This window comes from Sulfitobacter sp. S223 (assembly GCF_025143825.1).
Taxonomy (GTDB): domain Bacteria; phylum Pseudomonadota; class Alphaproteobacteria; order Rhodobacterales; family Rhodobacteraceae; genus Sulfitobacter.
In genome coordinates this window covers 39,534-63,358 of sequence record NZ_CP083563.1, presented here as the reverse complement: position 1 = coordinate 63,358, position 23,825 = coordinate 39,534, and the positions used below count along the sequence as shown (strand labels likewise).

General features: G+C 57.7%; 19 protein-coding genes. 6 read left to right on the top strand and 13 right to left on the bottom strand.

Annotated elements, in window-relative coordinates:
- Positions 1-30: 30 nt before the first annotated feature.
- Positions 31-1,197 carry a nucleotide sugar dehydrogenase gene (locus K3757_RS18965; RefSeq protein ID WP_260001518.1) on the bottom strand — a complete coding sequence of 389 codons (1,167 nt, stop codon included), beginning with the start codon at positions 1,195-1,197 and terminating at the stop codon, positions 31-33.
- 212 nt (positions 1,198-1,409) lie between these two features.
- Here K3757_RS18965 and rfbC point away from each other — a divergent pair, with 212 nt between their 5' ends.
- Genes rfbC through rfbA form a run of 4 tightly spaced genes read left to right on the top strand, consistent with a single transcriptional unit; the run spans position 1,410 to position 4,730 of the window.
- Positions 1,410-1,979, top strand: coding sequence for a dTDP-4-dehydrorhamnose 3,5-epimerase (rfbC, locus tag K3757_RS18960; RefSeq protein ID WP_260001516.1), 570 nt, complete (start codon positions 1,410-1,412; stop codon positions 1,977-1,979).
- Complete coding sequence (gene rfbB / locus K3757_RS18955; RefSeq protein WP_260001514.1) at positions 1,976-3,013, top strand: dTDP-glucose 4,6-dehydratase; 1,038 nt, start codon at positions 1,976-1,978, stop codon at positions 3,011-3,013. Before rfbC ends, rfbB begins: the two co-directional genes overlap by 4 nt.
- Positions 3,010-3,855, top strand: a complete 846-nt coding sequence (gene rfbD / locus K3757_RS18950) for a dTDP-4-dehydrorhamnose reductase (protein ID WP_260001512.1) — start codon at positions 3,010-3,012, stop codon at positions 3,853-3,855. The genes rfbB and rfbD overlap by 4 nt, the downstream gene beginning before the upstream one ends.
- Entirely contained in the window at positions 3,852-4,730 is an 879-nt protein-coding gene (gene rfbA, locus K3757_RS18945) for a glucose-1-phosphate thymidylyltransferase RfbA (RefSeq protein ID WP_260001510.1), read from the top strand. Before rfbD ends, rfbA begins: the two co-directional genes overlap by 4 nt.
- Before the next feature lie 15 nt (positions 4,731-4,745).
- On the opposite strand, the gene K3757_RS18940 is transcribed toward rfbA, so the two are convergent.
- The 11 genes from K3757_RS18940 to gmd form a co-directional block, all read right to left on the bottom strand.
- Positions 4,746-7,454, bottom strand: coding sequence for a calcium-binding protein (locus K3757_RS18940; RefSeq protein WP_260001508.1), 2,709 nt, complete (start codon positions 7,452-7,454; stop codon positions 4,746-4,748).
- Positions 7,455-7,592: 138 nt separating this feature from the next.
- Positions 7,593-8,636, bottom strand: a complete 1,044-nt coding sequence (locus tag K3757_RS18935; RefSeq protein WP_260001506.1) for a hypothetical protein — start codon at positions 8,634-8,636, stop codon at positions 7,593-7,595.
- An 83-nt stretch (positions 8,637-8,719) separates the two neighbouring features.
- Positions 8,720-9,838, bottom strand: coding sequence for a rhamnan synthesis F family protein (locus tag K3757_RS18930; RefSeq protein WP_260001504.1), 1,119 nt, complete (start codon positions 9,836-9,838; stop codon positions 8,720-8,722).
- Positions 9,839-9,904: 66 nt separating this feature from the next.
- The gene (locus tag K3757_RS18925) at positions 9,905-11,752 is read right to left on the bottom strand and encodes a hypothetical protein (RefSeq protein WP_260001502.1); all 1,848 of its coding nucleotides are present in this window, start codon (positions 11,750-11,752) and stop codon (positions 9,905-9,907) included.
- Complete coding sequence (locus K3757_RS18920) at positions 11,745-14,390, bottom strand: glycosyltransferase family A protein (protein WP_260001501.1); 2,646 nt, start codon at positions 14,388-14,390, stop codon at positions 11,745-11,747. Before K3757_RS18920 ends, K3757_RS18925 begins: the two co-directional genes overlap by 8 nt.
- A gap of 116 nt (positions 14,391-14,506) precedes the next feature.
- Entirely contained in the window at positions 14,507-14,836 is a 330-nt protein-coding gene (locus K3757_RS18915) for a hypothetical protein (RefSeq protein WP_260001500.1), read from the bottom strand.
- Entirely contained in the window at positions 14,833-15,138 is a 306-nt protein-coding gene (locus tag K3757_RS18910) for a hypothetical protein (RefSeq protein ID WP_260001499.1), read from the bottom strand. The genes K3757_RS18915 and K3757_RS18910 overlap by 4 nt, the downstream gene beginning before the upstream one ends.
- A gap of 11 nt (positions 15,139-15,149) precedes the next feature.
- Complete coding sequence (locus tag K3757_RS18905) at positions 15,150-16,277, bottom strand: DUF2793 domain-containing protein (protein ID WP_260001498.1); 1,128 nt, start codon at positions 16,275-16,277, stop codon at positions 15,150-15,152.
- Positions 16,278-16,428: 151 nt separating this feature from the next.
- Positions 16,429-17,595: a DegT/DnrJ/EryC1/StrS aminotransferase family protein gene (locus tag K3757_RS18900; protein ID WP_260001497.1), complete on the bottom strand. Its 1,167-nt coding sequence runs from the start codon at positions 17,593-17,595 to the stop codon at positions 16,429-16,431.
- Positions 17,592-18,551, bottom strand: coding sequence for a GDP-L-fucose synthase (locus K3757_RS18895; protein WP_260001496.1), 960 nt, complete (start codon positions 18,549-18,551; stop codon positions 17,592-17,594). Before K3757_RS18895 ends, K3757_RS18900 begins: the two co-directional genes overlap by 4 nt.
- Positions 18,548-19,663 (bottom strand): GDP-mannose 4,6-dehydratase, encoded by a 1,116-nt coding sequence (gene gmd / locus K3757_RS18890; RefSeq protein ID WP_260001495.1) that lies wholly within the window; start codon positions 19,661-19,663, stop codon positions 18,548-18,550. The genes K3757_RS18895 and gmd overlap by 4 nt, the downstream gene beginning before the upstream one ends.
- Before the next feature lie 309 nt (positions 19,664-19,972).
- Between gmd and K3757_RS18885 the strand changes: the two genes are divergently transcribed.
- Positions 19,973-21,727 (top strand): hypothetical protein, encoded by a 1,755-nt coding sequence (locus K3757_RS18885; RefSeq protein WP_260001493.1) that lies wholly within the window; start codon positions 19,973-19,975, stop codon positions 21,725-21,727.
- Between the two features lie 10 nt (positions 21,728-21,737).
- On the opposite strand, the gene K3757_RS18880 is transcribed toward K3757_RS18885, so the two are convergent.
- Entirely contained in the window at positions 21,738-22,535 is a 798-nt protein-coding gene (locus K3757_RS18880; protein WP_409202596.1) for an ABC transporter permease, read from the bottom strand.
- 177 nt (positions 22,536-22,712) lie between these two features.
- On the opposite strand from K3757_RS18880, the gene K3757_RS18875 reads away from it, so the two are divergent.
- Positions 22,713-23,825: a sugar transporter gene (locus K3757_RS18875; protein ID WP_260001491.1), complete on the top strand. Its 1,113-nt coding sequence runs from the start codon at positions 22,713-22,715 to the stop codon at positions 23,823-23,825.

Genomic DNA, 23,825 nt, shown 5'->3' with positions numbered 1-23,825 from the left:
CTTGGGTCTGATGTTACAGTGCTGGCCGTATCAGTCACCACCAAAAAGGTCGCGGGTAAAGATCCGCTCTGCGCAATCCTCTATTTCGGGCGTAACGCGGTTGGCAATAATGATCTCGGAACGCGCCTTGAAGTCATCAAGGTCTGTCAGAACCTCCGAGCCGAAAAACTGTTTTTCCTTCAGCACCGGCTCATAAACAATAACCTCGACACCCTTTGCCTTGATCCGCTTCATGATGCCCTGAATGGAAGACTGCCTGAAGTTGTCACTGCCCGCCTTCATCACCAGACGGTAGACACCGACGGTTTTCGGTTTGCGCACAAGAATTTGTTCGGCCAGAAACTCTTTGCGTGTGCTGTTGGCATCGACAATAGCGCGGATCAGGTTCTGCGGAATATCCTCGTAATTTGCCAGCAACTGACGCGTATCTTTGGGCAAACAATAGCCACCATAGCCAAAGGAAGGGTTGTTGTAGTGGCCCCCGATCCGTGGATCGAGACCGATGCCTTCAATGATCTGGCGGCTATCCATGCTGCCGGCCATTGCATAGCTGTCCAGCTCGTTAAAAAAGGCGACCCGCATCGCGAGATAGGTATTGGCAAACAGCTTGATCGCTTCGGCTTCGTCGGCGTCTGTGAACAGAACCGGCACATCCTTGCTGATGGCGCCCTCTAATAACAGGTCGGCAAAAACCCGCGCCCGCTCGGAGCGTTCGCCCACAATGATCCGGCTGGGGTGCAGGTTGTCATAAAGCGCACGGCCTTCGCGCAGGAATTCAGGGGAAAAGATAACCTGATCTGTTTCGAGCTCGGCGCGCAGTTCGCTCACATATCCGACCGGCACCGTGGATTTTATCACAATGGTCGCGGTCTTGTTGACCCGGGTCACTGCCTCGATGACATTGCGCACAGAGGTCGTGTCAAAATAATTGGTTTGCGGATCATAATTGGTAGGGGTCGCAACGATTACAAAATCGGCATCTTTGTAGGCATCTTCGCTCTGTGTGGTTGCCTGCAAATTAAGCTTTTGATCCCGCAAAACCCGCTCAAGATCATCGTCCACAATCGGGCTGCGGCCGTTGTTGACCATCTCTACCCGTTCGGCAGAAATGTCAGTGGCAATCACCTCATGATTTCCGGCCAGCAATACGGCGTTGGACAAGCCAACATATCCTATGCCTGCGACTGCAATTTTCATGTTAAACCCGCTCTATTCTTCAAATTAAGCTGTTTCTAGACCAGCGCATCTGAAACAACAACAAGCGCAGCGCCTTGACGCTTGACCCGCACAGGCCTGAAGCGGACAAGCAGTTGCAGTGAAGCAATGATGTCACTCTTTTGCCCTATGAAGGCAGTATATTTTGGGCAAATGGTGCTATAAATCAATTGGAACCACCGGACAGGAAGACGATGCAGATCGAAAAAACGGTATTGGACGGGGTTTTTGTCCTGACACCAGCACGGCACGGCGATGCACGCGGTTTTTTCAGCGAAAGCTGGAATGCGCGGCGGATGGAAGAGGCGGGGTTGGTCTATGACTTTGTGCAGGACAACCACTCGGTTTCGGCACAGGCTGGTACGGTGCGGGGCCTGCATTACCAATCGCCCCCCCATGCGCAAGCCAAGCTGGTGCGCTGCGGGCGCGGGGCGCTTTACGATGTTGCCGTAGATTTTCGTGCAGGTTCGGCCACCTACGGGCAGTGGGTGGGCGTGGAGCTGAGCCAGGACAATGGCCGCCAGCTGATGATCCCTGCGGGGTTCCTGCATGGGTTTGTGACACGTGTCCCCGACACTGAAATCATCTACAAATGCACGGACTATTATGCGCCGGACTGTGATGGTGCCGTGCGGTGGGACGATCCTGATATCGGGATCGACTGGGGCCTTGGGGCGCGCCCTGCCGTGCTGTCGGACAAGGATGCCGCAGCCCCGCTGTTTGCGGATGTGCCCTCCCCCTTCCACGCGGGAGATGCCCCATGAAAATTCTGGTCACAGGTGGCGCGGGCTTTATCGGATCTGCGGTAGTACGGCAGGCCATCGCGCAGGGTCACAGCGTGGTCAACCTTGATGCGCTGACCTATGCCGCCTGTCTCGACAATGTAGCCACTGTTGCGGATCATCCTGATTATGCGTTCGAGCATGCCGACATCCGTGATGCTGAGGCGCTGGCGCGCATTTTTGATACGCACCAGCCTGACGCAGTGATGCATCTGGCCGCCGAAAGCCATGTTGACCGCTCGATTGACGGGCCGGGGACCTTTATAGAGACGAATATCACCGGCACCTATACGCTGCTACAGGCTGCACGCACCTATTGGAGCGCGCAGGGAAAACCCGACAATTTCCGCTTTCACCATGTCTCCACCGATGAGGTTTTCGGCTCGCTCGGGGCGACGGGGCTTTTCACCGAAACCACACCTTATGCGCCCAATAGCCCCTACTCTGCTTCCAAAGCGGCTTCGGATCATTTGGTGCGGGCATGGGGCGAAACCTATGGGCTGCCCATCGTGCTGAGCAATTGTTCAAACAACTATGGCCCCTTTCATTTTCCCGAAAAGCTGGTGCCAGTGGTGATCCTCAACGCGCTGGCGAATGACCCCATTCCCGTCTACGGGCGTGGCGACAACGTGCGTGACTGGCTCTATGTCGAGGATCATGCCGATGCTCTGTTGTGCGTGCTGAGGCGCGGCGCGCTTGGGCGCAGCTACAACATTGGCGGCCATAACGAGCTGAGCAATCTGGAACTGGTGCGCACCCTCTGCGCGCTTCTGGACGAAATGCAGCCCGGTTCTGTGCCCTATGCGGATCTGATCACCTTTGTCCAAGACCGCCCCGGTCATGACCAGCGTTACGCCATTGATGCCAGCCGCATTCAGGATGAGCTGGGCTGGACCCCTTCGGTCACCGTCGAGGAAGGCCTGCGGCGCACCGTGCGCTGGTATCTGGATAACCAAAGCTGGTGGCAAGCGCTGCAAGCACGTGATGGCGTGGGCAAAAGGTTGGGTGCTCTGTGACACTGCTGGTTTTTGGAGCCACGGGTCAGGTCGCACTGGCCCTGCAACGACGTGCCCCCGGGGCGGTTTATCTGGACCGCGCAGCCGCTGATCTGTCTGATCCTGCCGCTTGTGCGGCTGCGATCCATGCCGCACGCCCCGAGGCGGTGATCAACGCTGCGGCCTATACCGCCGTCGACCGCGCCGAAACAGAAGAACCACTGGCCACCCGCATCAACGGCGACAGCCCCGGCGCCATGGCCGACGCCTGTGCCACCCTTGATATTCCCTTTGTGCATATTTCTACCGATTACGTTTTTGACGGCAGTGGCGATACGCCCTGGCAGCCGACCGACCCGGTCAATCCGCTGGGGGCCTACGGGCGCAGCAAATTGGCTGGCGAGCAAGCGATCATTGCCGCAGGCGGGCGTCATACGATCTTGCGGACCTCGTGGGTGTTTTCCGCAGACGGGGCGAATTTTGTGAAAACCATGCTGCGCCTGTCGGACACCCGCGACACGCTGAATGTCGTCGAGGACCAGATCGGCGGTCCGACCCCTGCGGGCGGCATCGCCGATACAGTGTTGCGCATCGCCGAACGGATGCAGCAGGGCCATGCCGGCGGCATCTATCATTACGCCGGTGCGCCCGCAGTGAGCTGGGCAGAATTTGCGCGTGCGATTTTCGCGCATGCGCATCGCCCTGTAACCGTGCATGGCATCCCTGCAACAGACTATCCCACGCCAGCCCTGCGTCCGGCCAATTCACGCATGAATTGTTCCACATTAGAGACTGATTTCGGCATCCCCCCCGCTGACTGGCACAGCGCGCTGGGAGAGGTGCTCAAGGAGATACTGCAATGACACAACGCAAGGGCATCATTCTGGCCGGCGGTTCTGGCACACGCCTTTATCCCGTGACCACCGGCGTCTCTAAACAGCTGCTGCCGATCTACGATAAACCGATGATCTATTATCCTTTGAGTGTTCTGATGCTGGCCGGTATCCGCGAGATCGCGATGATCACCACGCCGCAGGACGCAGACCAGTTCAAGCGTACGCTGGGTGATGGCAGCCAATGGGGGCTGACATTGCACTATATCGAACAACCCTCACCGGATGGACTGGCTCAGGCGTATATTCTGGCAGAGGATTTTCTGGACGGCGCAGCCTCGGCCATGGTTTTGGGCGATAACATCTTTTTTGGTCACGGCCTGCCCGAACAGCTTGCTGCGGCGGATACGCAGACCACTGGCGGGACTGTCTTTGGCTATCACGTGGCAGATCCGGAGCGTTACGGCGTGGTCGATTTTGCCCCCGACGGTACGGTGCGCGCCATCATCGAAAAGCCAGAGGTGCCGCCCTCCTCCTATGCGGTGACGGGTCTTTATTTTCTGGACGGATCGGCCCCTGCGCGGGCGCGCAAGGTGGTGCCTTCGTCACGCGGGGAGCTTGAAATCACCTCACTGCTGGAGATGTATCTCGCAGATGGCGCGCTTACTGTACAGCAGATGGGACGCGGCTATGCCTGGTTGGATACCGGCACCCACGCAAGCCTGCTTGATGCTGGAAATTTTGTCCGTACGCTCTCCGAGCGTCAGGGGATGCAGGTGGGCAGCCCTGATGAAATCGCTTTTGCCCAAGGCTGGATCACGGCGCAGATGCTGCGCACGCAGGCCGAACCGCTGGCCAAAAACAGCTATGGGCAATACCTGCTGCGGCTGGCCGGTGATGCCTGACGTTGCAGGGGTGCCTCACAGATAGATATCCCCGTCTGCAAATTTCAGCACTTCGACATTGAAGATGGAATCCGTTCCTTCGCCCCCGCCAGGCAGATATGTCACCCGCACAGCATTGCCGAGATGCAGGATCGCATAATCCGCTTTGTCATGGTCAAAAAGCGCATAGTCCCACCCGCTGCCGCCATCTATGAAATCATCCGACCCCCCTCCGTAGATGCGGTCAACACCACCGTTCCCACGCAATGTGTCCTCGCCCCACATGCCGCGCAACACGTTGCGCCCGTGGTCTCCGGTCAAAATGTCCGCATAGTTTGATCCGGTCAGGCTTTCGATCGAGGTATAGAGATCACGCGCGGCGTCCCCTGCCATGCCGCGCCCCGAAATAAGCGATGCGGTGACACTGCCCGAACTGGAGGAATAGGCGACGGTATCATATCCCGATCCGCCATCGTATCTATCCTTGCCTCCCCCCGAGCCGACAAACCAGTCGTAGCCGCCCAGACCCCTGAAATCATCTTCGCCATCGCTCCCGATCAGCCTGTCCGCATGGACCGATCCCGTCACCCGCTCGATGCTGATATAGGTATCGCCCAAGGCCTGCCCCCACAGCCCCTTGCCTGCCCCCAGATCGACGACAACAGGCGTCGGAGCGAATACATATGAAACCATATCCCGCCCGTTGCCACCGTCGAGCGTGTCATGGCCGTCAGATCCGGTGAGCCAGTCGTAATCACCCAAGGCCCTGATGTGGTTGTCTTGTGCGTCACCTGTGATGAAGTCTCCGAAAATTGTGCCTGTCACCCTCTCGACGTTGGTGAGGGTATCCTTGTCACCGCCTGAAATGGCCGTGTTATTGCTTAAATCCACGGCAACACCCTGCGATAGGTCGGCAAAGCTCACCATATCGTTGCCTGCGCCGCCATCTACGCGGTCACTGCCTGCACCCGGTGTGATCCAGTCTGCCCCGTTGCCGCCCCGGACCGTATCGTTGCCCGCTCCTGTAGCAAGGCTGTTGGCGCCGCTGTCTCCGGTCATCACATCCGCCAGATCGGTGCCGATCAACCCTTCGACATTGCGGATAACATATCCATATGCCCCCCCGGCATTGGCCGTGGCGTTGGACAGATCGACCCTGACGGCAGTGGGCAGCGTGGCAAAGGACAAAATGTCGAACCCCGCTCCGCCATCCACTGTGTCCGGGCCGATCCCCGCAAAGAACTGGTCGTTCTCTGCCCCCCCCGATGATGCGATCGGTTCGGGAATGACAACGTGATTGACGTCAAACAGGATCGCAGCACGCATCTGTTGCTCATTGAGCCGGGCACCATCCACGGTCTGGATGGTCAGGCTCTCATCCCCGAAGGAGATGCGTGCGCCGTTCGTCTGCGCCTTCAAAGACAAGGCGGAAAAATCATAAATGGCACCATAAGCACTTAGTTCAATCCGGTCTTCCGCGATGTCGAAACCGCGGATCGTGTCGTTTTGCCCATCGGGCGAGAAGATAAAGACATCCGCCCCCGCCCCGCCATTCAGGCGGTCTGATCCTGCGCCGTCCAGCAGCACATCATCGCCTGCGTGACCTTCCAGCTGCATCCCGCCATCAGAGGCTGTCAGAATATCGTTGCCAGAACCGCCGTCGCGACCTGTGGCCGTGATCCCCCCGGGGCCCAGATCGACCTCAAAGCGCGTGATGCCATTATCGCGTGAGGATAAAACCAACAGCTCTACCGCGCCATTTTCATGCGTCATAAACCGCAACTGGCGAATACCGTCCATCGCTGTATCCAGCCCGTCCTCGATGTTTTCGCGCAATAACAGACGCCCCTCGGGCAGCAGCTGGAACAGGCTGATCCCCCCGTCAGAGCCCCCGACCGCCAGCAAGGTCATTCCCCCCGTCGTGACGTGATCAAGCGCCGATATCCCGTCGAAACGCGTATCGCGCGTGTCGTTGATCTGATCGACAAAGCTTAGGTCGCCGCTGTCGGACAGGCCGAGCACGGTCAGCGAACCGGTTGCGGCAGCGCCCATAACCGCAAACCGTTCATCGCCCATCTCGATTATGCGCAGAACTGTAGGCTGGCTAACTGGCAACCTGTCCACAAAGCCAAAGCTTTCCTGTGCTGTCAGGCGCCCGTTGCTGCCGACAGAAAACACCGTGAGACCATCCTCTTGCTGCGACGCAGCCACCAGAAAGGACCGCCCGTTCGCGGTGGTCGTGCTGTCCATCGCGGAAATCCCCGACAGCAGCGCCGACCCTGCGTCCGGAACTTCCTGTTGAACGCTCAACGCCCCGTTGGCTGCCCGCACATAGCCCCCAATGCCCGCATCCACGGGGCGCGCCATATAGACATAATCCCGCCCGCCCGCCTCAAGTGTGTGCAACACGACCGCATTGCCATAAAACCCCACACCGTCGAGATAGGCGGTGGCGCTGTCCCCCCCCGATGAAACAAGCCGGTCCAGAGTTGGCGCATCAAGGCTGCGGGTGTTGCCGTTCATCTGAAAATTGAGTTGGTCAGCAGTGCTCAGATCGCGCGTCGTCACATCGCGCAACGCGACAGATCCCGTGCCCAGTGCGACCGTGCTTTTGTTTTGCGCGCCCGTATCGTGCAACACCAATGTCCGTGCAGCCCCGCTTTGCGAGACATCAAGACGCGATGTCTGCCCATCTGTTTCGAGCCCCGACCCCCAAATGGTCTGGACGAATGATAAAATCCCCACCGTTTACCCCAAAAACAGCGCCCCCACGCTGGCTTGGAGGATAAAAGAGGAAGGGATTGGGGGCTCTGGCGCAAAGGCGGCAAAACCGTGGCTCTTGCCTAGAGTTTAAAAAGAAACGGGCCCAATTTTGCGCCTGTGTCAGGCACCGTGCAGCAACCTTTTGAACAGCGACTGGTCCTGTCCCGTGCGCCCCTGGCTTGCAGCAAAAAGCGCGCGCGCAGCCTGCTGCCAATGCGCAGCCGTCAGATCATCCCGACAGAACAGATCACGCGGCACCTTGCCCGGATCAAACATGAAACCGGGCTGCACGGCCTGAACCTTTTCGGCTAACGTCATATTGGAATTCACGAACTTGTTGCGCATTTTGTTGTATTCGGCACGGGTCAGCAATGTGGCCGATGGTGCCCCCTCGGGACGCACCGCCTCTTTAAGCAGGCTCACCAGAGCCTCGGGCGGCACCTCTTCGTTGGTGATCTGCGTGGCCATATAGAGCGCGATGGGATCGGGTGAGATATTGGCCTTTTTCTCCGATTCCAGCGGCCGCAGGGCAGCGGGATCAAGATCACTTTGCATCAGCCGCAGGAAAGCCCCCACAACGCCCCCCTCGGCGCGTGTTATCGTGTTGTAGTCAAGCAGCCTGATCTCTTCCGGTGCGAACCCTTCGAGCAGATGCGCATAGACCGAACTGTGATCGATCGGCACCCCGCCGCCGCGCCGTTTATCAAAGGCTGTTTCGACGTATTTTCGCAATGTCGGCACCCGAAAAGATTTAGAGACCTCCATCCACAGCGACTGCACCAGATCAACCTGCTGGCGCATGGTGTAGATGATCCGCACTTCTCCGAAGGCGCGCAGTCTTTGTGCCAGTTCAACCATGTTCACCCGTTCGGGCCGGACACGGGTGAAATTCTCGGCGGACAGAAACAAGTCACCTGATCTCTTGGCATAGCGGTCCATCAGATTCTTCCAGGGCTGGTCGCGTCCGCCCGCGCCGAAAAAACTGTCTGGAATATCGGGCGTACTCAGCCAGGGGGCGACCAAAGCGTGATGGGCATTATTGGGACCGATGTCGGGATAGATAATCCCGTGCTGTGCCAGCAAAGCGCGGTTCTGGTCAAAGATTGCCTGCAGATAGCTGGTTGCAGTCTTATGTGCACCGATATGGAGAAAAATTCTGGGCATGGGAAAGTACCTGTACCGGCAATCGCGTAAGTTGGGAAGATTAGCGTATGTTTGATTAGTGCCGAAATAACCAGTGTGTATTGCTAGGGGGCGGGGGGGTCCAACTGGGCAGGTGTAAGAATATCCTGCCCGGCCAGCTGTGCCAGACTGCCGAACAACCGTTCCAACGCATGGGCGGTCGTGCCATCCACCAGCGCCTGCTCTGGTTCGAAATCCGCAGCATCCAGATCAAGGGCGGCGATCTGCGCAATCATCGCCTGCCCGATCCAATAGATCGACCCCGCGGGAAAGGACAGTTCCGCATCAGGCAAAGACAAACCACGTCGCGCCATAAGCGCAGTTGCGCGCGCGTGGTTCACCCCCCAATGGATATCGCCCTCATAGTGCTGGCCCTCGGCCACCCAGAAGCCCGCCCCTGGCGTGGTGATAAACGTCTCGAGCCTGCGCCGGGTTTGTTCGGGCTCGCCCAGAATACCCTCTGTCAGGTTCTGACGCCACGCGTCCCCGTCGCTCAGGTGCGGGGATTTTTTGCTGTGCAGCTTGCAGACGGCCGAATAGGGCGCAAGCACACCACTGCTCACCAGCCAGACAAAGGGGAAAATATCGCGGCCGTGATTGGGCAGGATATGGACCTGCGCGCGCGCGAACCGCGACGTGATCATATCGCGCAGGGCCTTGGCCCGGACGCCATCCTCGGCATCCCGGCTGAGCGTGACCCAGAGATCGAATTCAAAGGTCTGTGCCTCTAACAGGGATGCAAATTCATCCCACATCTCCAGATAATAGAGATGCAGCACGACCGCGACACGCGCGGGCGCCTCTACTGCGCAGGGGGCGGCGGGCATATCGGGGACAGAACTGTCTTTTGGATCAAGCCAGACAGTGCGCGCCTCATGTTGTCCGGTTTGCACATAGTGAAGCAACGGACGGGTCGTGGCCGGATCCAGATCAGGATTGTGGAACAGATAGGCACGGGGCGAAAACCGCCCGTTCGGGCTAAATCCTGCGGCCTCGCCGTGCTGGATGTAATGGCGCAGGGGATTACGCTTGAAAAGCCGGTGAACGCCGGCGTGTGCGCGCAGATAAAAGGCCGTGTCGAACACACCCGCCCGCGCGATAACACGTTCATAGTCACGCTCTCGCGCTGAGGGAAAGATAAAGCGGATCGCCATAACGATCTTGCGCGGCAGGCTACTGAACATCAGTGGGATCTCATTTCAACAACGGGTCTGGACAGGCGGGCAGATCGGCGGGGCGGCAGATGCAGTTTACACAGCGTCCAGATACGCCTCCAGTGGGCTTGTTATATTCCCCATGCGCGCGCGGTAGATCGCCTTGAAAGCTGCCGCTTCCTCTGGTCTGCCCAAAGCCTTCTTGCACACGGCGACAGATAAAGCCGCTGCGGGGTGGCCTGCATCAGCCGCGTGTTCAAGATACGGCAGCAATTCTTCGATCTGCGATGTGCCATCGGGATGAACGCCTGTCAGAATGCCCAGAGTTTCAGCATGTGCGGCCTCGGGGCGGATACAAGACAGCAAAACCTCATCGGCCTGTGCGGGCTGTTCCGCGTGGATCAGGCTGCATGCTTTGACGATTTTGAAGTACTCGTTTTGTGGGTCAAGCGCGATGGCGCGGTCAAGCAACTGGCTATACTCAGGTGTGTCGGCGATCGACCGGCCCGACTGGATAAAAGCCAGCCAGATGGCAAAGGATCTTTGCAGGTCGGAAATGCGCGGATCAACAGCCACACCGTCAGCCCCTGCGCTTTCTAACAACGCGAGCGTTTTATCCGCCTTATAGTACCGATAGGGGCTTTTTGATTTCACCCCCCCGATCCAGCAGGAAAGTGTCGCAAAACCGCTTGAGCCACAGATGATCTCGTCGCATCGCGCCATGAGACAGATGTCGAACAGAGCCTGCTGTGCCCCATCGAAATCCTGTTCTTGTGCAAAGGAGGTCGCAGAAATAGCCCCGTAGCGCTCGGCCAGATAGGCGATGAAATCATTGTCTTGCCCAAATAGCACAAGCGGGCGGCCCTTCGCCTGCATATCAGCCGCAATTTGTTCAGCGATCGAAAAGGCACAGGCCTTACGGTGATAGCGGCCCATCTTTCGGTAGCGTCCGAAAATCAGGTCCCCCGCCCTCAGGTGAAGCGCGGCACTGCCTGCGGCCCCTGACAGGTCCACTTCATGCGCGCATTTGCGCGCGCGCTCCAGATGGGGAATGAATTCGATGCGCTCGAAACAATCCTTGAAAGCGGCTCCGGTGGTGTCATCCACCAAGCTGCGGCATTGGGTTTCCAGCCGTGCCTGCGTGACGAGATAGCTCTGGTCCGCGTGCGTAGGCATCCGGGTCACGGCATCCGTTAGCTTGGCAGGAGCCAGCGCGATAATCTCTTTGTTGGACAAGAAGAACCGGTCCAGAAACGCTGTGCTGAACGTCTGCTCGGCAGGCAGGACGTCATGCCACACGGCAATACTCTGCGTCATTGGCCGCCAGCCGAACCGGAACTTTCCGGGCAGCTTATCCGCAATCACCATGGCATTCAGAACCGCCTTCAGCCGCTCTCCGAACCCGTCCGCACGATTTGCAATGATCAGGGGCGGCGTGCTCTGCAAGGCATCTGCCGGTAAATCTCCGGCCTTGGCAAAGACCCTGATGCGCGACAGATGCAAAGGCCCTCCACCGGTATGGGCCGTGATGGTGATCGTGCGCACCGCGCCATACTCTGCCAGCGGGATGACCAGTGCGTTATCCTCTTTTTCGATCCCGAAATCCTGCATGGCGTTATAGACTGTCTGCGTGCCTTCAGGGGTCTGCACCTCTACCGTCAGATGCTCTGCCCAATGGCGAAACCGCGGCGTGCGCCGGTTTTCCAGTACGATATACTGAAGATCCTGCAGGGCATCGAAAGCCAGCGACCACCAGGGAGCTTGTTCGATATCCGTGTGAAAGGCGAAATCACGGTCCACCCCGATCACGGCGTTTTGCGCATCCTCTTTGTGTGACCAGCGCGACACCGAGCTTTGAGAGGCCTGTGCTGTTTTGCCGATGTCTACCAGATCTGGAATACTCCGCAGAGCTGAAAGCTTTGGAACTTGGCCGTTGTTACTCACTAAATGTCCTCATGCGCTGCGAGCGGGGCTTGGGAGATTTTTCCCTTACCCAGTTCAAGCGCTCTTCTAGGTGTTCTTTTCCGAAGCGTGACACTGTTTGTGCTTCGTGGTCACAGGCATGGCGATGCATGGGCTCGTCGATAAAGACCACCTCATCCGACCTGCATTTATCGATCAGCGCATACATCAGGGCAGCATCCGCACCACAGTCAAGCCAGTCATCCTGCCCATCCAGCAGATCAGACACCTCAAGAGTATCGTAAAACTGCCGCCGGAAGCTGCGCAGATAGCCCGTATGAAGCACATCAAGCGCGCGTGTACGTTGGTCGTCGATCGCAGCTGCGGGATAGAACCCGCCGGCATTTTTTTCGCCTTCGTGATCGCGCCAGTTCCCGATGGCCATGTGACAGGCGGGCGTGTCGCGATAACAGCGCGCAACCGTGCGCAGCGCATACGGCTCCAATGCGTCATCCATATTCAATAGAACAACAACAGCATGGGGGTCTTCATGCATCGTGATGGCAGTGTGCCAGGCATGGGCGGCGCCGGTGTTTTTGGCCACACGGATCAAACGGGCCTGCGGCAGAATGGCGGTGCGGGCCAGATCCTCATAGGTGCCGTCGTCAGAGCCGTCATCAATCATCGTGACATCGAATGTATAGTCCCCCGGCAACTGCTGTGCGACAGAACGCAAGCACCCCGTCAGGTAATCCTGACAGTTCCGGCCAGTAACAACGATATGAAAATGTACCGCTGCGGAATGGGAAACACCCCGCATGTCTAATGGTGCATCAAGATGGGTTATGGAACGGCGGGTGTTAATCAGATCGCCCGCCTCGCGCTGCATGTTCCTCGGGATCACAAGGCGCGCCGCCTTAAGCGTATCCCCGTCATAGCAGCGGCCCAGATGCGCCAGCGCCTGCCGTCTGACCCGGCCGTTATCCAGCACGGGTGCTATCGCAGAGTTATACGTTTCAATGTCGTACCCCTGCCCTCGCAGCTGCGCGTTCTGGTCATCCCCTTCGCGCACCCAACCGGTATCGGCAGGCATGATAAAAAGCGGGACGTCTTTGCGTGCGGCAGCCGCAGCAAACCACAAACGGCTTTGGCCTTCGGACGCGAAATCCTCCAAAGCAGGTTTCAACGCTGAACTATGCCAAGCCGCCGTTCCCATGCCCAGCACATCTACAAACTGCCCCAGGGGTTCATCTTTGAAGGCGCGGATTTTGCCTTGGGTTTGCGCAGTCAGAGGGCCGACAGGAAAAATATCGCCCCGCAAACCTACAACACTGGCACGGCCAAGCATTTCGATGTGATAGATCATGCGCGCCGCATAATCTGCCGGATAGCGCAGGCTGTCTTCCAGCGTGAAAACATAGGCATCTTGGTCAGGGAAATCATAGAACCTGCCGGTGTCTCCCAAATCGCCGCGCGCATCGCGGCCCAACACGGCACGGATCTTAGAGTCCTGAGCGAAATCGGGAACTGCATCATAGTCGTTCAGGTAGAGGCGCAGCTCGTTGAGCTGTGGCAGAATGCTTGGCAGCATCTGGGCAAGGTCCTCGCGTCGGGACGCGTGGCTGTCCAGCACACCAATGCGCAACTCTCCCAGCGACGGAGAGGCGTTCTGCTCTTTTGACCCCAATGCAAAGGGACGCGTGTATTGCGGGAATGTGACTTTCAACTTGCCTGCGCCGGCGTGCCAAGCGGTAAACGCTTCACGATAGTTGCTTCTGGAGGGCGACATGGTCACCGCAAGTTGCCCCTCCTCAAGAGTGAAAACGCGGCTTGTTCTGCTTGTGGTCAGCGAATTTTCCAGTGTTCGGGTAAAATAGATCTCGTCAGGCATCTTCAGAACCGCGCTGACGCCATAGGTCTTTTCAAGCCGGAACCGGAATTCGCCATCCCCACTGAAACGTACCGTGTCATATGCCCCCAGCCGGTTCAGCACATCGCGCCGCCACAGCAGGCTGTTCTCGCCATATTTAAGCGCACTGACCGGCGCGGTATAGTCAGGGGTCCAGCGCCGTTGCTGGCACCGGCATGCCACCACGCCTTTGGCCGCTTTCAGCGCATCAAGCTGTCGCGCGATCCGGTCGGGGGGCATGATGTCATCCGTATCCAGAATGGTGACATAAGCTCCGCTAGAGTTCATCAGGCCGACATTTCGCGCATAGTAACACCCGAAATTCCGCAACAGCGATATCACCTTCAGATTGGGTGCCGTCCGGGCAATCTGGTGCGCAACCCTGACAGAGCCGTCTGTCGATCCGTCATCTATCAGAACGACCTCAACCGCGACCCCCTGCTGGGAAAGCGCCGCGTGAAGCGCGCGGGTCAGCCACTGCTCGTTGTTGTGGCTGGGCATCAGGATCGTCACCAGCTCGGAGTGGCGGATCGGCTCAGAAGGCGGCACGATGCCTTGTGCATAACGCACATCCAAAATCGCCGGGTCCGTGTCATATGTCCCCGGCACAGGCGCCGCGATCCGGGCCGCACCCGGATTTGGCGCACGCCCCAGACGGGCGCCGTATTTCAGATAATGTGTCTGCGGATCAAGCCCGCTGAGGGCCACATCGGGATAGGCAAGAAGGTAGCTGTCAGCATCAAAATTTTTCGGAAGGTCATCCAAGGACATAACTGTACTTCTATCGTGAAAAATATGTGCTGATCGCGCATAATTTATGGGCGCAGGCACTATATTGCAATGCACAAAGCATTTGCGCACCGCAACCCGACAGCCGCAGTACAGGGTCAGAACCGGCGTATAAATTCTGCGGCGACCGCAGGTAGGGAAGGCCAAAAATCCGCATCGTCACAGTCAGACCCGACTGGTCCCGCAGCAGGTCGGCAAGCGGCACGCATGGCCTCGACCCAATCAAGGAACGCCCCGTATGCAGCCATCTCTTCGCTGTCCAGTTTTCCCACAGCCGCCGCTGCTGTCATGTTGGCTTGGGCAAACCGGTCCGCCACCGCAATGATACGCGCGCAGCACAGCGCCTTGAGCTGCTCTTCGCGGGTCTGTCGCGCGGCATCTGCCCGCGCCTGCGCTGTGGACAGCATGGACATATCAATATTGCTCATGTTTGATCTCCGTATGGGGGCAAATCTACGGGTCCGTCTTCGGTCAGATGCAGCGGGGCGGGAAAAAGCGTCTCGGCGGGCGCATTCACGCCATGCGGCAGAATGACCGTCAAATGAAGATCGCCCCCTCTCCGCTCGATAGCGGACCCAAGCCAGTTACCCTCAACTGCATCAAGGGGCAGGATATCCCCCTCTTGCAGGGCGGTGAAATCAAACGGCTCACCGTTGACGATCAATGTATCGCCACGGCGGATCAAGGTGCGCGCGATATCACTGCGCACCGGAGAAAGGGCAATGTACATATCAGTCTCCATTAGAACCAGCGACCGATTGCTGTCAGATGAACGCCAAAGTCTGATATTGTGCCCGGCGTATTGGACGGGCCTTGCTGCAACCGCGCCGACCAACCCGACAAGCCGCCGCCGAAAACAGTTGCGAAATATCCCCGTGTCCGGTCGCCTGACCCGCCAATAGCGGATAATTCCTCGCTGTTGGCAGCAAACGACGTAGCGGGAGGCGATATAAAGCTGGCCGGATACGCAAAATCCTGTGGAAAGCCAATTGATACATCTATGATGACAGACCGGTGGCAGATCAGTGTGCCATCAGCAAATTTAACGTATTGCCCGCTGGCATTCTCGCCGCTCTCGAACAACGCACCCGTGACCTCTCCGGCGACCTGGGCCACCGTGCCTGTGACGTTGCTGCGGTCATACACCTGCCGCCAGTCGGACACGCCGCCGGGCGCCATATCAACAGCTAGCCCTTCCTGCGTGAGGCGCGCCTGGACCCCACCACCTGTGGCCAGACTCACTGATTGCTCTACCGGGTCCATCCGCAGGGCCTGTGTCCAGCTTCCCTCTGCCGCGCGCATCTTCACCGAAAAGGCGTCCTCACCGGCCAGCCCCATCTCTGCACGCCCGTCATAGCCGGTCTGAAACAGCAGCGACGCCGTATCGCCCACCGTAGCCTTGTTCAGCTTAAGCTGATGCCCGCCACCAGAGGCATGGGTCAGCAACGTCGCATCAGAGGCCACCGCCAGACGGTTCACCCCATCCGCACCGGTGCCGATGCCGACCCCCTCCAGACCATCAAACCGGGTCTGTTCGAATTGCCAAATCCCCCCCTGGTAAAGATAGCTCCGCTGCGTTTCGAGGTTCCATGCGCGCCATCCTTCGTGCGGCGTGAAAAACCGCCACGCGCCATTGCCCCAGACAGCCAGCTTGTCACTTTGGCCCGTCCAGACCCCCGTGGGCCCGCTGCCCAGATGATACAAAGCACCTGCCGACGGATTCTCCGGTGGATCGATGGCATCGATACTCTGCAAAACCATCTGCACCAATGTATCTAGCATCTGCAGAGCTTCATTGTGCGTGACGTGTTTCTGGGCTTGAGCGGGCTGCATATAAGGCAGCTCCAGCCGGGGCGAAGTCTCGGACATTGCAAGTTCCTTTGATAGAAATTTCAATGTCGAGTTGTGATGAAAATCGATTAATGCCGCCGTTACAGGGCGTGCGTTGCGTGCAACAGACATGGCCTGCACGCAGACATCATGCCTGCGTGCCGCATTAGATCACGGAAATGCGCGCCCGCTAGAACTTCGCGAGTTGCTCGATCGCTTCGGTAATCGGGTAGTGATGGTTGCCAACGAACAGGCCGCGCTTGTCCAGATAGTCTGCGTTTGCCAGATCACCGTGTATCTCGAAATTGAAATGCTGCATGATTTCCTTGCGCGCGAAATTGCCCGCCACAATAGGTCGGCATTCAAACCCCAAAGCATCAAGCCCGCGCACGACATCCGCACGGCTGTCGCTTAATTCAGGGCGTAACATCAGGCTAAATCCGAACCAGCTGCTTTTCCCTATTTCACGCTGAACCGTGAACTTGGGGTGGTCCTTCATGGCCTCGACAAAGGCTGTCCCGTTGGCGCGCCGCCCCTCGATCAATCCGTCCAGTTTGAGCAATTGTTCCTGCCCCAGCGCCCCCGACATCTCTAGCGGACGCAGGTTGTAACCGGGCAGCACAAAGCGAAAGCTTTCCTCGAAAGGATCATCGCTCTTGTCGCCGGTAACGTGGTTTTTCTTGGGCAGGTTGCGTGTCCAACCATGGGCGCGCAGGCTCAGCATTACATGGTACAGCTCTTCGTCGTCGGTGACGATAACGCCGCCTTCCATGGTCGATATATGATGCGAGAAGAATGTGGAAAAACTGCCCATGACACCAAAGGTGCCACACTGTTTGCCGCCCAGCGTAGCCCCCATAGATTCACAGTTGTCCTCGATCATGACAATCCCGCGCCCCTCGGTGAGCTTGGAAATGGCATCGAAATCGTTTGGATTTCCCAACAGGTTCACAACCATCAAGGCACGGGTGCGCTCTGTTATGGCATCGGCCAAAGCATCCAGATCATAATTGAGCGTTTCTGGATCAATATCGACAAAGACCATTTTCAGCCCGTATTGGTGCAACGGGTAGTATGTCGTGCTCCAGGAAACGGCAGGCACAATTATCTCGTCACCGGGCAAAAGCTTTAGGTCGGGATTGGATGTATAGGCCAGCGCCCCGGCCATAAGCAGATTGGCCGAAGAACCCGAGTTGACCATCACGGCAAATTTGGTGCCGAAATGCGCAGCAAAACGGCGCTCGAACTCAGCAACTTCTGCCCCCATGGTGTAGCGGTCCGATGCGATGACGCGCTGTAGCGCATCCAGCTCTGCTTGATCCCAAGAAGAGGTTGCGAGAGGAAAACGAACACTCATGAAGACTGCCTTTCTAGAAAAAATTGATACGTAAGGGCCATACCATCCCGAAGGTCGATCTGCGGAGCCCAGCCCAATGCTGTCTGGCGCGAAATATCACATAGTTTCCGCTGCATTCCGACCGGCTTCGACAAATCATGCGTGAATGCACCGGTCCATCCGATTACATCTGCGACAGCCTGATAATATTCATTGATTGTATAGTCCTTGCCGACACCGATGTTCATTACGTCAGGGATCGCCTCGATGTTTATGGCGGCCCATAAAACAGCGGCCGCCAGATCACCTGCATACATGAATTCACGGCGCGCGCTGCCGTCGCCCCAGATTTCGACCGTTGAATCCCCGGCTTCGCGTGCCGCATGGATCTTGGCGATGACAGCTGGCAGCATATGAGAATTATGTGCGCCGAATTTATCATGCCGCCCGTACAGATTACATGGCACCAATGTTTTATACATCAGTGTCGGCGTCTGCTGGCGGATATACTGACACAGCCGCAACGCTACAATCTTTGCCAGCGCATAGCCTTCGTTGGTCGGCTCCAGAGGGCCTGTCAAAATCATATCCTCACGCAGAGGATTAGGCGCCTCACGCGGGTAAATACAGGTTGAAGCAAGATTGATCAGCCGCGTCACACCTGCACCATGTGCGCCCATAATCACATTGCGCCCGATCGCGACATTGCGGTCCAGAAATGCTACGGGATCCGCCATATTGGCCTGAATACCGCCCACCTGACCTGCCGAATGCACAACGATATCCGGCTGCTCGTCGCGCATATAGTCTGCTGTCGCGGCAGCATCGGTCAGATCAAGTTCGTCACTGGTCGGCACCAGAATATGCCACTCTTGCGCCAGTGGATGCTCGCGGATATTGCGGCCGACCATGCCACGCCCGCCGGTCAGTAGCATCTTGCCCCGCTGTCCGGCGCCCTGTGGTACGCAGACCGTCATTCGCCTTGACCCGTAGCGCTGTCAAAACCGTATTTTTCAAGCAGCGCGTGGCTGCGCGCATTTTTAAGATCGCTCGCCACCATCTCGGCGCACATCTCACGCGCCGTGATTTCGGGCACCCACCCCAGTTTTTCCTTGGCCTTGGTCGGATCGCCCAACAGTGTTTCCACCTCGGCGGGGCGGAAATAGCGCGGATCGATTTTCATGATCACCTGACCGGGCTTTACGCCGGGTGCATCGTCTCCGGTTACCTGCTCGACCACAGCTTTCTCTTCCACGCCACTGCCCTCAAAGGCCAGAGTGATGCCCAGATCAGCCGCCGCCCAAGTGATGAACTCGCGCACCGAATGCTGGACGCCGGTCGCAATCACAAAATCATCCGGCGCGTCCTGTTGCAGCATCATCCACTGCATCCGCACATAGTCTTTTGCATGGCCCCAGTCGCGCAGAGCGTCGATGTTGCCCATATACACACAAGTATCGAGCCCCTGTGCGATATTGGCCAGACCGCGTGTGATCTTGCGCGTCACAAAGGTCTCGCCGCGCCGCGGGCTCTCGTGGTTGAACAAGATTCCGTTGCACGCATACATGCCGTAGGCTTCGCGGTAATTCACAGCAATCCAGTAGGCATAAAGCTTGGCCACCCCATAGGGAGAGCGCGGGTGAAACGGCGTCGTTTCACGCTGGGGCGTTTCGCGCACAAGACCATAGAGTTCAGAGGTGGAAGCCTGATAAAACCGGCAGGTTTTTTCCATTCCCAAAAAGCGCATTGCTTCCAGCAGGCGCAACGTACCGATCGCATCCACATCAGCGGTATATTCAGGCACCTCAAAGCTGACAGCGACGTGGCTTTGAGCCCCCAGATTGTAAATCTCGTCCGGCTGGATGTCGGACAACAACCGCGTCAGGTTGGAGCTGTCGGTCAAGTCACCGTAATGCAGACGGAAATTGGGCTTGTCGTGGATGTCTTCAACCAAATGATCCAACCGCTGGGTATTGAACGAAGACGCCCTCCGTTTGAGGCCGTGCACCTCATATCCCTTATCGAGCAAAAACTCCACGAGATAGGATCCATCCTGACCCGTTGTGCCTGTGATAAACGCTTTTTTCATTGCCTGCTCCGGTCAAAATCGCATGCGCTCTGCAAAGCGAGAGCGCCTCAGGCACCCGATGAATACCCCTATCTTTCCGGAAAGTTCAGTACCCTATGACGTATCAGCCCACAAGACGCCAAGCCCGGGGCGCTGCTGTTGTGCGCCCCACAGCCTATCCCCACCGGTTTCTCCGGTCCCGGCTTTCCGGTTTCACTTTTTTCATCAATGTCTGTAGGAGGCATTCACTTGTTGTTTTAAGATAAAAAGTGCCTGTCTTGGCAACCAAGTGACAAAGTGTCATCAGAGGCAAAGACCAAGGAGTACATCATGAACCAGGGCGTCGTGCAGAACACCACATCCAAAGCCGTCACCAACAGTTTTGATGCACTGGCACCGCTGTCCAGCAAAGCCTTGTTCTGGCGCGCGCGCTACGCGGCCCCGTCACCGTTTCTGGAACATGTCCCGCTGCTGTTCTGGACGGTCGAAAATGCCCGCCCGAACATGGTCGTCTGCTTGGGCGTTGCCGATGCGGTTCCGTATTTTGCTGCCTGCCAAGCCATTGAGAAACTGAACATCGAAGCCGTTTGTTTCGGCATCGAAACAGAGACCGACGTCGATCTTGACGACATAGAGCTCTATAACGAGCATCACTTTTCCGATTTTTCAGAGATTTTCACCGCAAACCAAGCAGACCTGGCCCAAAACCTGCAAGCCGCGCAGATCGACTTTCTCATTATCAACAAGCCTGTGACACAGGCGCTCCTCGATGAAATCGACAGCATCTGGGCGCCTTTGTTGTCCGACCGTGCCTTGATCCTTTTTGCCCAGGGCGGTGATGCGGCCCTACTTGCAAAATACAGCGATAAAATCGCTCTGGATGGCGGCGTGTTCTTGGCGAACCCGCTGCGGGGTGTGCGCCTTGTTCTGAGAGGCCGCCAGCATAACGACCGCCTGATGCGCCTGACACAGTTACAGCCTGGCAAACCCGGCTACCTGAATGTGAAAAACGTCTTTTCACGCCTTGGCGAATGGCACAGCATGTTTGTGCAGGGCCGGGACGCCTCGGATATTTTGAAAGCGGCCCACAACCAGCGGGATCAGGCGCTCAGCGAGCTGGCGGAAAAAAAGCGGCAGCTCACCGAAGGACAGGCCAGACTGGCCCAACTCGAAGACCGGCTGAAAGCCGCCACCGATCAGCTGGCCACACGCAGCACAGCTCCGGTCAGCGCAGGTCCCGCCAGCACGGGGACAGCCAGCACAGGCACGGTCAATACATCGCCCGGCGCGGTGGCCATGAAGGTCAATACCGCAGCGGGTACACAACCCCGGCCCGAACAGGCCCGGCTGCTGGAAACCGAACGCAGCAAAAACGCCGAGCTTCTGGCCCGGATCCGCGAACTCGAAGATACCCATGCCACCGAGATAGACGCGCTTGAACAACAGCGTCAGGCATCCCACAAGCAGCTATCCCAAGCGCTTGCACAGGCGGCCAAACAGCGCGACACGCTGCAAGCTACCGTCAACGCCACCGGCGGCGGCATGCAACAGCGCGACAAGGAGCTGGCCGCGCTGACCCAGATACTCGAGGAGCGCGAACAGCGCCTTCAGCAACAGTCCGCCGATCTGTCCAAGGCCAACAGCACGCTGGCCAAAACTACGCGCGATCTCAAGCAGGCAAAAGCCAGGCTTGAGCGTGAAAAGCGCTATAACCAGACACTCCTCCAGCTTGCCGCAGCCAAACAGGAGATCGCGACAGCGATATCATCCAGACGCATATCCAAGACATACCGCGCCATGCGGGCCGAGTTGGACAAACAGATCACGATAACCAAAGAAAGCGGGTTGTTTGATGAGGCGTGGTATAAGACCACCTACCCCGACATCGCCGCGTCTGCGCTATCCCCCGCAGAGCATTTCGTGCAGATGGGTGCCTTCGAGGGACGCAACCCCGGCCCCGAGTTCGATTCAATGGAATATCACATGGCCGACCCGGCAATCGCCGCCAACAAAATGCCGGCATTGCTGCATTACCTGCGCCACGGCAAAGCCGAAGGGCGCGCGGCAATCCCCGTAAAGACCTGAGCGCCGCTCTTCAGAGCAGAGCCAGGTCCTTGTGATAGCGAACCAGGAACCACAAACCGATAACGCCCGTGACCAAACAAAAAGTCGCGACAAAGACGACGTCGATATAAAGCGCATCATAGGTCGGATAAAACCCGCGGCGCATCATCCCTACCGCATGCATGACAGGGTTCCAGCTCAGATAAGGGAGCGCTTCTTTCGGAAGCCTTTCAGGAATGAAGATAATACCTGAAATCAAAAACATAGGTCTGTTCAAAACATTCCAGAAGTTCTGCCACACCGGAAAGCGGAGGAACAGGAAACAGTTCATGACGCCAATGGCAAACGCTATTCCAAGCACCATCAGAACCGACTTGAAAATAGAAGGCCAGTGCAGGACCAGCTTCAGATCATACAACGCGATGATCCCCGCCAGCACCAACGCCATGACCAAAAGATGTGTGACAGTCGTCAGCAAAAACCGCGCCAGCACGGCATCCATGAAGCTGACCGCAGGATAGGCCAGCAGCGGTCTGGAAAAGGTCACTGCCGTCGCAATATTGTTGCTCAGGGTCACATACATCGTAAACGGCAAGACCCCGGTCGCATAGAATATCGGAAAATTCGTCCCCAGTGGCGGCGTCCGTGAAATCAGCATGAACAACATCGACAGCAGGGCGATCCCCGCCACAGGCTCCACAACAACCCAAAGATACCCCCCCGGAGAGCGGCCATATTTGGTCGTCATTTCGCGTAGAACCAAGGCCGCGATGGACCGGGCCGCCCGAAAGCGCGGCTGGCCTGGGGTCTGGGCAGCAGGAAAGGGCATTAAACAGGCTCCGCCGTTTTTTCCGTCTCTGGAAATCACCAGCAACTAACAGTATAAGCTTACTAACCTTTACAACGATGTTAAAGATCGGAATGCCCTTTGACTGCTGCCCCTATTCCACAGCCTGGTTCTACGACCACGGCTGTCAAGGCACCTGCCCCGGCCACTCCGGCCCGCATGAAATTACGCCATTACATGATGATCATCAGCTTTGTGCTGGTTGTCGCCGCCCCCGTCACCGGTTCGGCGTGGTATCTGTATACGCTGGCAGCTGATCAATATGCTTCAAAAGTCGGCTTTACCGTGCGCCGCGAAGAAGTCGGCTCCGCGATGGAGCTTCTCGGAGGGCTGACCAGCCTGTCCTCGGCCAGCTCCTCGGATACCGACATTCTGTATGAGTTCATCCAAAGCCAGGAGCTGGTGCGCGCCATTGACCAGAAGATGGACCTTGAAAAGATCTATAGCTCCCCCAAACGGGACGTGATCTATCGGCTGGCCCCGGGTGCCAGCATCGAGGACAAGGTTGATTACTGGGCAGATATGGTCCGGCTCACCTACGCCGCAGGCACCGGTCTGATCGAGATCGAAGTGCGCGCCTTCAATCCACAAGATGCACATGACATCGCCCAGGAACTGTTCGACCAGTCCAGTGCCATGATCAACAATCTGTCCAACGTCGCGCGCAGCGATGCGACCCGCTATGCCCGCGACGAACTGGACCAAGGGGTCGAGCGGCTCAAAAAGGCACGGCAGGCCCTGACCCTGTTTCGCAACGAAACCCAGATTGTCGACCCGATGGCAGATATCGCAGGTCGGATGGGCCTGTTGAGCTCTCTGCAAACCCAGCTTGCAGAAGCCTTGATCGACGCGGACCTGCAAGAAGGCGTGAACGATCCGCGCATTGCACAAACACGGCGCCGCATCGAAGTGATCGAGCGCCGCATTCAGGGAGAGCGGCAACAACTTGGCGCGCGCACCCCCACGGGAAGCCAGGGCTCGCTAGATACCAACAAGGAAGTCTATGCCGATCTGATCGGCACGTTCGAAAGCCTGTCGGTCGATCTGGAGTTTGCAGAGAAAGCATATTTGTCTTCCCTCTCCGCCTACGATTCCGCCGTGGCCGAGGCCCGTCGGCAAAGCCGTTATCTGGCCGCCTATTTGCGTCCCACCATGCCCGAAACCCCGCGCTATCCCGACCGGATCCTGACACTCGCCGTCATTGCCCTGCTTTTGTCAGGGATATGGATATTGGCCGTTTTGATTGCCTATAGCATCAAGGACCGGCGCTAG

What these genes read in the sequence shown, in the direction of transcription:
- K3757_RS18965 (WP_260001518.1), bottom strand. Translation starts at nt 1,197, where the DNA reads ATGAAAATTGCAGTCGCAGGCATAGGATATGTTGGCTTGTCCAACGCC.
- rfbC (WP_260001516.1), top strand. Translation starts at nt 1,410, where the DNA reads ATGCAGATCGAAAAAACGGTATTGGACGGGGTTTTTGTCCTGACACCA.
- rfbB (WP_260001514.1), top strand. Translation starts at nt 1,976, where the DNA reads ATGAAAATTCTGGTCACAGGTGGCGCGGGCTTTATCGGATCTGCGGTA.
- rfbA (WP_260001510.1), top strand. Translation starts at nt 3,852, where the DNA reads ATGACACAACGCAAGGGCATCATTCTGGCCGGCGGTTCTGGCACACGC.
- K3757_RS18935 (WP_260001506.1), bottom strand. Translation starts at nt 8,636, where the DNA reads ATGCCCAGAATTTTTCTCCATATCGGTGCACATAAGACTGCAACCAGC.
- K3757_RS18930 (WP_260001504.1), bottom strand. Translation starts at nt 9,838, where the DNA reads ATGTTCAGTAGCCTGCCGCGCAAGATCGTTATGGCGATCCGCTTTATC.
- K3757_RS18920 (WP_260001501.1), bottom strand. Translation starts at nt 14,390, where the DNA reads ATGTCCTTGGATGACCTTCCGAAAAATTTTGATGCTGACAGCTACCTT.
- K3757_RS18915 (WP_260001500.1), bottom strand. Translation starts at nt 14,836, where the DNA reads ATGAGCAATATTGATATGTCCATGCTGTCCACAGCGCAGGCGCGGGCA.
- K3757_RS18910 (WP_260001499.1), bottom strand. Translation starts at nt 15,138, where the DNA reads ATGTACATTGCCCTTTCTCCGGTGCGCAGTGATATCGCGCGCACCTTG.
- K3757_RS18905 (WP_260001498.1), bottom strand. Translation starts at nt 16,277, where the DNA reads ATGTCCGAGACTTCGCCCCGGCTGGAGCTGCCTTATATGCAGCCCGCT.
- K3757_RS18900 (WP_260001497.1), bottom strand. Translation starts at nt 17,595, where the DNA reads ATGAGTGTTCGTTTTCCTCTCGCAACCTCTTCTTGGGATCAAGCAGAG.
- K3757_RS18895 (WP_260001496.1), bottom strand. Translation starts at nt 18,551, where the DNA reads ATGACGGTCTGCGTACCACAGGGCGCCGGACAGCGGGGCAAGATGCTA.
- gmd (WP_260001495.1), bottom strand. Translation starts at nt 19,663, where the DNA reads ATGAAAAAAGCGTTTATCACAGGCACAACGGGTCAGGATGGATCCTAT.
- K3757_RS18885 (WP_260001493.1), top strand. Translation starts at nt 19,973, where the DNA reads ATGAACCAGGGCGTCGTGCAGAACACCACATCCAAAGCCGTCACCAAC.
- K3757_RS18880 (WP_409202596.1), bottom strand. Translation starts at nt 22,535, where the DNA reads ATGCCCTTTCCTGCTGCCCAGACCCCAGGCCAGCCGCGCTTTCGGGCG.
- K3757_RS18875 (WP_260001491.1), top strand. Translation starts at nt 22,713, where the DNA reads ATGAAATTACGCCATTACATGATGATCATCAGCTTTGTGCTGGTTGTC.